This window comes from Halorubrum yunnanense (genome assembly GCF_026586675.1).
Taxonomy (GTDB): Archaea; Halobacteriota; Halobacteria; order Halobacteriales; family Haloferacaceae; genus Halorubrum; species Halorubrum yunnanense.
Genome location: NZ_JAODIX010000073.1, coordinates 1 through 9,528, shown reverse-complemented (window position 1 = coordinate 9,528; position 9,528 = coordinate 1). Strand labels below are relative to the sequence as shown.

Sequence of the window (9,528 nt, the reverse complement as noted above, 5' to 3'; positions counted from 1 at the left end):
CTCGGCGACGCCGTGCGAGCGCTGGGCTGGTATCGGCAGTTCAGTGAAATCGTCTCGGTGTTCGCCATCACCAACATAGAACCACTGTGTGAGCCGCTGTAACCGTGACTCAGCATCTATTCAACACAGCAATCTGAACACCGCCGCAGCACAACGAGAAAAATATATTGCATAATCCAGCGTATTGGAATATTAGTTAATAGTTTTGCTAATAGTATCTTCTGCACCTACATCATCTGTAACACGAAGTGTTACTGTATTTCCAACTTTAACGTCATTGATGCTCTGTCCAGTCCTCTCATACAGGCCATCATCGTCAGTATCCCACTCGTATAAGACTAGTGTCCCATCAGGATCCGAGGATGGACTTGCATCAAGATCTTTGAAGTTCTTATTCTTTCCATCGTTAATCTTGAACTGTGCACTGGGCTGCAAATTGGCCCCAGGTTTTTCACGACCAATACGTGCATTATCGTTCTGAGTCGGATCTTCGGGGTCTTCCTGCACGCCAACTGTATCTACAGTCAGATTGTTAGCATTCGTGTTGAGCGTCAAGTTGTAGATGTTCGAGTTGTCGATGTCAACATCGTCGCCTGTATCCGTCACGTCGACTTCGACAGGACTATCGGTCAGATCAGTCTTGGATTCCCAGTCGCTTTCATTTAATCGCGTCGGGATCGTCACGGTGAGATCACCAGTGGGGATCTCACCAGTGACATTCTGCGCTGGGCGGAGTTCAAGCGTCACCCGGCCGGTCCCGCTTCGTTGGAACTCTCGTTGAACAGCCGTAATTTGCACATCTCGACCATCAACGAGCGCCTGATCTTCGATCACCGCGATTCCGTCCCCCTCACTGCGCGCGTCAACGTACAGCACAGACGCGTCGTACCACGTCGGAGTCTGATCAAGCTCGTTGTAGCCCGGCCGATACTGGATAAAGCGAGTTGGAATCGTTATTGTGCCTTCAGGCGTGCCACTCTCATTCGAGATTGTGATAGGCGGTGCCTCAACAGTCCGTATGGTTCCAGCTGGTGAAGGGGGATTTATTGCGAATACGCGGGTTGGATAGGAGGTGCCCAGCTGAACCGTCTGATACTGTGGTTGGTCGATACTCCCAGCTTGCAAAATACCCGCTCTGAGCTGGACGAGGTCGCTACGGACCTCCCCAATGTGTTGGAACTCAACCTCCGCATTCTCCTGTGGAACAACCGACACCTGATACACTGAGAGCGAAAGAATGAGAAACCCGAATAGGATAACGACTCCGATTACAGGTGCGACAGCACGGTCATCATCCGTCACTGAAGCAATTGACTGGTTACTCATTGTGGGCTCGTTTGAACGTCCGCTATATTTTTTGTCGTCGGCCAAAGGGCTAGTCGAAGATCTGCAGGGCTTGGAGCAATATATATGAGCCAGTACGCGACCGCAAGACGATGAAGATAGTATGGATCTGCGGTTTTGAGTTGTTGCCAGATTCCAGTTTGAATAGCGATGACAGCAGTTACACTCCCAACAAGCAGTGGGGCAAGCGCAATCATTCGAAGTGTGGCTTTTGATGGCATCCGGTCAAAATCAAGGCGAAGTCGGAATGGGACCCATGATGCCCGTTCGACTGAAAGTGGGCAAGCAATCCGAGCGACTCCTAAATGCGTTAATTCGTGGATTCCTATCGAAAGCGCCGGCAGACCGACAACAAGAAAAAACGTCTGAGACCAGTCCATACTGATTTACTGTTTGCTAAATATATAAGTCTGGTACTGGGTAGCCGGTGTTTGAGGTCCTTCATTTTTGCTTAGAAGCATCTTCACGTTCCTCAGGGTAGTATATCCACATGAGAGATCACCACCGACATCCTAGTGGTTACCGCTCTGTGAGCTTGTAGGACATTTCATACACCTCGCCGGCGATACATGCCACGTGACCTACCGTGATGGGTGCGACAGCCCCGACGAGTAACTACCGACTACTTAGCTCGCTGAAATTTCAGTCAAGCGAAACCAAGTTCACGAGCCGCGTTCGCCGAAATAGTAATCCCACGCTCTCCGTGTGAGACATTACCGGAGACACATTCGTTGATGAGTCTACGTAGATCAACAATATATGATTTCGGGCGCTCCTCTTGAATCCGTGTCGTCGCCTTCGTTTCATAAAACAAACCGCGGTGTGCAACGTAGATCTCAACGAATTGGCGACGGATCGGTTTGGGGGCCTCCCAGACGACCGCTGGGACGGCATCAAGAGCCGTCTTTGTGCCCTGTGGGGCACCCATCGCGACGAGACACCGCCCAAGTACCGAGGCGTCCGTTGCCGGGTACAGTTCGGTCGCGCGCCCATCGCTGTTCACATGGCGACAGTGTGTGTCAACCCCGACCGCCTCGAATGCCGCCTCGATCGCCTCATGATCAACCCGACGCCCAATGGAGATTGCGGGGACGAACGTTTCGTTGATGCTCCCGCCCGCGAGGACGTGCGCGAGCAGCTCGACAAGTGCGCCTGCCATGTCACACTCGGGATCGAGCCAGCTGTTCGCGCTCGCCGTCTCGATCCCACGCACCGGATCGGGCCGTCCGCCGTTGAGCCACGGCCGAACCCGCCCCGCCGGCAGTTCAAGCGCGGTCCCCACGGCTGTCCGACCGGCGTTCGGGTGCTCGGCAGCGTACGCCTGCACGCGCTGGTAGTCCTCGACCTTTTCCCACGGGTCGGGATAGACGCGATCGGAGTAGGTCCGCGCGATCGAACGCGCCGTCGGTTCCATATGGTGCATGTTGACAGCCTGAGAGATACGTCTTGCGGACGTATTTTCATGTTAGATATTTGGGTCGGTGTATTTATGCCTCTTCTCCCCGTTATTTGATCTATACCAACAGACAAAGCGAAGATCGGGGTGGCTGGACCACCCGACTCGGCTGCGCACAGGACGCCCCAATAGGCACCTGTTGATGCGTGCCCGAGTGTGGTTAACCTTCGCATTTGTCCCGTTGGAAACATAACAAAACTATGAACCTCAAAGCAGCATTTCAGGACAGTGAACGGGCCGTCAGCCCCGTTATAGGCGTTATACTCATGGTCGCAATAACTGTAATTTTAGCGGCCGTGATCGGGACGTTCGTGCTTGGACTCGGTGATAGCCTCGGCCAGAACGCAAATGCTGGCGTCTCAGTCGATAAAACTGACACTGACGCTACGGTAACGCTGGTTGATAAAGGAAACGTACAAGAGCTTAATGTCACGAATACTAACGGTACCGCCGCAGGCTCTAAGACTCTGACAAACGTAGGAGAAAGCAAATCTCTTGGGTTTGACGGCAACGACATCCAAGTAATTGGAGTCCTCCCGGATGGCACAGAAACAGTTATCCGGACGATCGAGAAGCCGTGAGGTAACAGACCACCGAACAAATATACAGGCATCCTCTCCCAAGTACTGCCTGTCTGTTGGAGACGACAACTTCAGTCGGTGGATCTGATCTCATTCCGATAACGTGTCTTTATTTCGAAGATGCTGGATGTCGATCTGTCTGTGTTTTGAGTTTCCGACTTTGTTAAGAAAATCGGAAACTCAAAGGGCCAAGCGGCCCAATCTGCGCCACGAGTTATTTAAAGAGATGAGCGAGTCAACGAATCCGGAAACTCAGAGCGAGCAGGCCCGAGTCTGGCTTACGCCCGAGCAGGTCGACGCGATGCGAGACGCCGCCACCGACACCGGTGCCACGTATCTCCGAGCCCGAAACGAAGCGATCATCGCACTCCTTGCTGACACCGGCCTCCGTAACGAGGAGCTGACCCAGCTCACCGTCGAAATGTACCTCCGCGACGCCGGCGAGCTGTACCTCCCAACAAATATCCAGAAACAGTCAGGGAACGGTCGCGACGACTGGCCCCGCTCACACCACCTCGAGCTGGACGTCGACGGCACGATCGGCACCCAGCGGTCGCTCAACACCTACCTCGACAACCGCTGGAAGGACAGTGCCTACCTCTTCCCCTCACGGCAGTCCGACCAGATGACAACCCGCTCTGTCCGGAACGTCGTCAAGCGACTCGCACATGAGGCCGATATACAGCCGTTCAGGTACGATGAGAGCGGTGAGTTCGGTCGGGGAGATCCAGACGACGTCCATCCTCACGTCTTCCGGCACAGTCTCGCTTATCGGCTCCTCCGCGATCGGGACCGCGATGACGGCCAATTCGATATCTACTTCGTCCGGAACCGACTGCGGCACGCCAGCCTCCAGACAACGCTCCGGAAGTACGACCACTTCCGTACGATCTAAGTTCTTGGACAGTCCGTCGAAAGAGCAACTGACAATGTACTGTTCACCACTTTATTTCACGTAGCTAGGGTGAATTAGCTGATAGAATGAGTCTGCGAATTGGCCGTTGACATTTCTACCAGTTCAGAGAGATGTTCTGGTAGCCGTACAAGATACAGAGCGCGAATGTGGTACGAACCGGGACCGATCTACGGGAAAGAGTGATCGGTCAATTCAGGGAAGGTACAGACCGGAACCGACCCACTCCTCTCCGATCTCTTTTAGGAATGCCGTGCGAGATACTGAGACTGGATTCCTCGGAGCGTCCCCGGCAGCGCCGTCGGACCAGATTCGCTCTCAACTGAATGGGGCGGCTGAACGATGACAGTCGTATATAACACATGACATACCATGCCTTGTACTAATGCCTTCAGACAGAAGACTCATCATATGAGTGATGCGGGTCGGTTTGACCAAGTGCTTGAAGGCCTTGCGGATCCGTATCGCCGGCAACTGCTGCTTGCGCTTATCGAGCACAATCCACAAGACGACGACGACCCTGATCCATTGAATATCCACCCGGAGGGTGATGACGCACACTCTAAACTGAATATTTACATGGGCCATCTTCCGAAGCTCGATAAAATGGGGATCATCGAGTGGGATGAAGACGAGGATGAGATCATCAAAGGCCCCGACTGGGAAGAATTCGAACCACTTCTCCGACTGATCGCTGAGCATAAAGACGAACTCCCAAAGGAGTGGTTCGAGGAGACGGATACCGACTAATTCTTGTGGTGTACCTGCCGATGGGATGAGACTGAACCGACATCCATACGCTCGTAAATAACTCGTTTTACCTCCGCCCTACTAGCAGGCTCGTTCTATCGGTTGGTTCAGGATTCAGATGGAGAGGCTCTGTTGAAATCCTCAACCGGTGATATGTTCTCAGCACTCTGCTGAATACAGAGCGCGTATTGGTCACGCACCCTTTTCGACACCGGTAATTTCGAAGCGGGCCCCGCCCCCTTTGCCCTCAGTCACGATAATCTCCCACCCGTGCGCGTCGGCAATTTGTTCGACGATCCGCAGGCCGAACCCAGTCCCGTCCTCATTCGTCGAGTATCCTGCCTCGAATACGTCCTCACGGTCAGACTCGGGGATTCCGGGGCCGGTATCTGCCACGTAGAAGCCGTCGTCTATCGCACCGACGGACACTGTCACGTCGTCGCCGCCGTGTTCTATGGCGTTTTGGTAGAGATTCTCGAACAGTTGCTGGATCCGACTCCGGTCGGCTTCGATGACCTGTGGTGCGTCGGCGTCGAGTGTTGCTTGTCGCGTCTTTACAGTTTGCCAACTGTTCTTAGCTACGTTCGCAAGTCCAATCTGTTCGATCTCATCAACTCGGCTGCCTTCTCGTGCCAGTGTCAACAGGTCCTCAATGAGTGCGTCCATCCGGTCAAGTGCCTGTGCTACGCCGTCGATATGGTCACTCGCACACTCGTCCCGAATCAGTTCCAACCGTCCTTCGGCCACGCGGAGTGGGTTCCGCAAATCGTGGCTGACGATGCTGGCGAACTCTTCCAAACGCTCGTTCTGTCGTTGCAATTTTTCTTCGTACTCTTTCTGCTCAGTAATGTTGGTGGCGATGCCACAGGTGGCGTATACGGAGCCATTGTCAAACAGTGGGACAATCCGGGTGAGAAAGTACTGACGACCGTCGTCGGTCTGAATGACCTCTTCGACCTCGACCTGTTCTCTCGTCTCATAGACTCTTTGGTCGTTCTGCTGAAATTTCCCAGCCACTTCCGCCGAGTGTAAATCTACTGCCCGTTTTCCGGCGATGTCGGTATCGTCAGCGATGTCAAACAGGTCCCGATGATATTGATTCATGTACACGTACTCGTGATCGGTGTTTCGAATCCACATCGCAGACTCAACGCTATCGATAACACCCTGTAGTTGGTTGGTGGTCTGGCGGAGTTCGGCTTCACGTTCTCGTTGCTCGGTGACATCCCGGAGTGTGCCGACCGACCCGTTGAACTCCTCGCCATCGTACGGAAGGACGCCCATGTGATCTTCACAGACGATTGGGTCGCCCTCGCGGGGGTGGATCGTCACTTCGAATGTTACCCCTTCCGGGCCATCGCTCGATAGTAACCGTCCCAATTCCTGCTCGGCCCGTTCTACGGCCTCTTCGTCTTTGATCAGCGATGGTGTGTTCCCGAGAATCGTCTCCCGGTCGTAGCCGACTAATTCCACCAACTCGTCGTTAACATAGGTGAACTGCCCCTCTTCGTCAAGCACGTACACTGCATCACTGAGTGCCTCAATAATCGTCTCGTACTCTTCTAATTCAGTCTTCCGCCGCTCTCGGTCGGTAACATCCTGAAACTTCGAAAAAATCGTCTGGACGTCCCCATCTGCGGCGGTGACGACACGGTTGTGCCACTCGCAGGTGATTACCTCGCCATCCTTTCGGACGTTCCTGTTGATCACGTGGGTTCCGCCGTCCGCGTCAAGGAGTTTTTCTACAGTATCACCCACCTGTCCGCTGTCGTCACCGGCGACAATTCCCTCCCATGACTCGCCACACAACTCTGCCTCACTGTAGCCGAGAATCTCTTCGGCCCGTCCGTTCATTCGTTCAAACTGGAATTCAGAATCCCACTGGACTGCCCCAAGTGGTGATTCTTCAAAAAACAGCGATAATTGCTTCTGTTGCTGCCGAGCGGTCCGTTCGTGCTCTTCACGCTCAGTAATATCGTGACCGGCCCCCCGGAGCTTTGTTACTTTCTCCCCATTCTCGACAACCGGAGTAATTGTCATGTCGAGGAGACGTTCCTCGCCGTCACCCGGCTGGAGTCGCCATGTGTCGTGCAGTTCTTCGCGCGTCTCCAATACCTTGTCGAGTGTATGCTGGATGTCTTCGCGATCGTCTGGATGGAACAGTTTCAGCGCCTCCTCCAGAGACATTTCGTGTTGGTTATGACGGCCAATGATTCGCCGGGTGCCTGCCGTCAGCACGACAGTATTGCTCTCTGTGTCCAGTTCGAAACCACCGGTATCACCGTTGAATTCCGTCAATCGCATCAATTGTTCTTGTCTGTCGGCCCGCTTGGCCTCGCGGCGGGCCCGAACGGCGTTGTGGATCCGGTTGACCAAGAGTTCGTACTGTTCGGTGCCGCTGCCCTTCTGGAGATAGTCGGTGACACCGGCAGCAATGGCGTCACTGGCGACTGTCTCGCTGCCCTTGCCGGTGAAGAGAATAAACGGGAGATCGGGATACTCCTCTCGGACAGCCTGCAGGAATTCGATCCCATCCATGCCGGGCATGTTGTAATCCGAGACGACACAGTCAGGCGGGCGGTCATTAATATTCTCCAACCCCTCGTCGGCACTGGTCACTGTCTGGACAACGAAGCGGTCGTCCTCGCGTTCGAGAAACGTCCCTGTCAGGTCCGTGATGGAGGGGTCGTCATCGACGTGGAGAATCTGAATCTCTTGGTGAGAACTGAACGGCATGGTATACAAAGTGTTAGTATCATCAAAAAACTACTGTAACAGAATCAGGACTGAAATTGGCCTTGTCGATACCGAGAAATTAATGATATTTAACTATTTGAAATAAATAATGCTCTGATGCTGACTTTATCCTCTGTATCTCGCACACCAATCTTATCAGCTCCTTAGGATTTCAGCAGACTCAATGAAGTTGTAGCCAATTATTTGCTTCCCACTAGTGATTTCCACTCAGGTATGACCGGAATCGTGATCCTCCCCGCTGGTCGCGACGACGCGTTTGAGGACTACAAACAGTTCATCCGAGATGGGCACCCAATTGAGGATATTGAGTCCTACCTCAATGACGAGGATCTCGAACTGTTTCAGACGACATCTGACGACGATCTCGTCCACGTCTGGGGGACCTCAGTAGATGGGACGTGGCGGAACGTCGAGCGAAACGACATCGCGCTCGTCTACCACGATGGCGCGTTCGTCGCGAGAGGACAAGTCCTCCAACTCCGACACGACCCCGACCTTGCGGAGTATCTCTGGAGAGAGAACGTTAAACACGGTCGCTGGAACGAGGAAAGCCCCTGGGAGTACATGACCTTCCTCACCGATATTGAGGAAGTCGACGTCGACATTGAGGATTTCAACGAGCTTGTTGGCTATGACGAGACCTATCGCCCGCAGGGATTCACCCGGGTCGCTGACAAGCGCCTCAACCAACTCTCTGGCGAGGAATCAGTCGAGACTGCCATTGCCGACCTGACCGATGCCGGCGAACGTGTTCACCCCGTCGACGACGAAGACGACGAACCAGCTCCCGACCTTGCTGACCAGCTCCAGGCGGCCAGCACAGATGGGAACGCCCACGAGGAGTTCGAGAAACTCGTTGCGAAGGCCTTCTCTCGGCTGGGCTGTGCCGCCGACTGGATCGAGGGAGGAGGTGACACCGACGTGGAGATCCGATCCCCCGAACACGTCGTTGTCGAAGTGAAGGCCCGAGGGAACGGGCGAGTCAACTCTCTAGAGGTCACAAACGTGGACAAACACCGACGCCAGCGTGGAGCTGATCACGCCATCGTGGTTGCTCCGGGCTTCGCTCCGAAGGTGATCGATAACGCCGAGACGACCGAGTTGACAACCATTGCCGTCGACGACCTCATCGAGCTCCTCGATCGCCGGAACGAGTATGCCGTCCCACCCGAAGAGATACTGACCCTCTTGACACGCTCGGGAGCCTTCCAAGACGACAGACTCGACCTCCTCGATGAGTACATCCAGGACCGGATCGATGCTGGAGAGATCCTGCTTGCGGTCATCCAGGCCCTCGAGCGTGCCGACGGAGCCGTGGAGACAGCGGAGGACGTCCGGTGGATCGTCGTGGGCATGGAGGACTCGAACGATATCCCAACCACCGAAGAGGTTCGATCCGCCCTCCAACTTCTTGCGCATCCCAGCGTAGGTGCCGTCGAGCAGGATGAAGAAGGGTATCGGGTGACGACTGGCTACGAGAACGGGATCCAATTGGTCCGATCCCTCGGAGAGATCGTCCAACCACCGGGAAGAGAGGAGTAGATCACCGGGCTCCGCGACGGCACCTCGCTTGTCTCTGTCCTCACCCTCCGGCGCTTCGAGTGTTTCGAGCTGTACGCCGACAGCGATCGAGGCTGAAATCCCAGCCGATCTCACACCGTAGTGTTCAGATAAGCTGATTCCATGCGAAAGCGAACGATCTGAGCCACTCGTCAGCAGTTTCTGCT

At 54.5% G+C, this 9,528-nt stretch carries 7 protein-coding genes and 1 pseudogene; 5 read left to right on the top strand and 3 right to left on the bottom strand.

Going from position 1 to position 9,528, the window contains the following annotated elements; translation table 11 throughout:
• A pseudogene (locus N5096_RS14850) lies at positions 1 to 102 on the top strand (IS5/IS1182 family transposase); the annotation flags it as partial.
• A gap of 90 nt (positions 103 to 192) precedes the next feature.
• On the opposite strand, the gene N5096_RS14845 reads toward N5096_RS14850, so the two are convergent.
• Together N5096_RS14845 and N5096_RS14840 are read right to left on the bottom strand one after the other, a co-directional pair.
• Positions 193 to 1,326 carry a hypothetical protein gene (locus N5096_RS14845; protein WP_267665584.1) on the bottom strand — a complete coding sequence of 378 codons (1,134 nt, stop codon included), beginning with the start codon at positions 1,324 to 1,326 and terminating at the stop codon, positions 193 to 195.
• 664 nt (positions 1,327 to 1,990) lie between these two features.
• Positions 1,991 to 2,758, bottom strand: coding sequence for a hypothetical protein (locus N5096_RS14840; RefSeq protein WP_267665583.1), 768 nt, complete (start codon positions 2,756 to 2,758; stop codon positions 1,991 to 1,993).
• A gap of 242 nt (positions 2,759 to 3,000) precedes the next feature.
• On the opposite strand from N5096_RS14840, the gene N5096_RS14835 reads away from it, so the two are divergent.
• From N5096_RS14835 to N5096_RS14825, 3 genes are all read left to right on the top strand, one after another.
• Positions 3,001 to 3,381: a type IV pilin N-terminal domain-containing protein gene (locus tag N5096_RS14835; RefSeq protein WP_267665582.1), complete on the top strand. Its 381-nt coding sequence runs from the start codon at positions 3,001 to 3,003 to the stop codon at positions 3,379 to 3,381.
• Positions 3,382 to 3,607: 226 nt separating this feature from the next.
• Positions 3,608 to 4,276 (top strand): tyrosine-type recombinase/integrase, encoded by a 669-nt coding sequence (locus tag N5096_RS14830; protein WP_267665581.1) that lies wholly within the window; start codon positions 3,608 to 3,610, stop codon positions 4,274 to 4,276.
• 429 nt (positions 4,277 to 4,705) lie between these two features.
• Entirely contained in the window at positions 4,706 to 5,044 is a 339-nt protein-coding gene (locus tag N5096_RS14825; protein WP_267665580.1) for a hypothetical protein, read from the top strand.
• 192 nt (positions 5,045 to 5,236) lie between these two features.
• On the opposite strand, the gene N5096_RS14820 is transcribed toward N5096_RS14825, so the two are convergent.
• A complete protein-coding gene (locus tag N5096_RS14820; RefSeq protein ID WP_267665579.1) occupies positions 5,237 to 7,780 on the bottom strand; it encodes a PAS domain S-box protein in 2,544 nt (847 codons plus the stop codon).
• Positions 7,781 to 8,014: 234 nt separating this feature from the next.
• On the opposite strand from N5096_RS14820, the gene N5096_RS14815 reads away from it, so the two are divergent.
• The gene (locus tag N5096_RS14815) at positions 8,015 to 9,343 is read left to right on the top strand and encodes a restriction endonuclease (protein WP_267665578.1); all 1,329 of its coding nucleotides are present in this window, start codon (positions 8,015 to 8,017) and stop codon (positions 9,341 to 9,343) included.
• Positions 9,344 to 9,528: the final 185 nt, after the last annotated feature.

What these genes read in the sequence shown, in the direction of transcription:
- N5096_RS14845 (WP_267665584.1), bottom strand. Translation starts at nt 1,326, where the DNA reads ATGAGTAACCAGTCAATTGCTTCAGTGACGGATGATGACCGTGCTGTC.
- N5096_RS14840 (WP_267665583.1), bottom strand. Translation starts at nt 2,758, where the DNA reads ATGGAACCGACGGCGCGTTCGATCGCGCGGACCTACTCCGATCGCGTC.
- N5096_RS14835 (WP_267665582.1), top strand. Translation starts at nt 3,001, where the DNA reads ATGAACCTCAAAGCAGCATTTCAGGACAGTGAACGGGCCGTCAGCCCC.
- N5096_RS14830 (WP_267665581.1), top strand. Translation starts at nt 3,608, where the DNA reads ATGAGCGAGTCAACGAATCCGGAAACTCAGAGCGAGCAGGCCCGAGTC.
- N5096_RS14825 (WP_267665580.1), top strand. Translation starts at nt 4,706, where the DNA reads ATGAGTGATGCGGGTCGGTTTGACCAAGTGCTTGAAGGCCTTGCGGAT.
- N5096_RS14820 (WP_267665579.1), bottom strand. Translation starts at nt 7,780, where the DNA reads ATGCCGTTCAGTTCTCACCAAGAGATTCAGATTCTCCACGTCGATGAC.
- N5096_RS14815 (WP_267665578.1), top strand. Translation starts at nt 8,015, where the DNA reads ATGACCGGAATCGTGATCCTCCCCGCTGGTCGCGACGACGCGTTTGAG.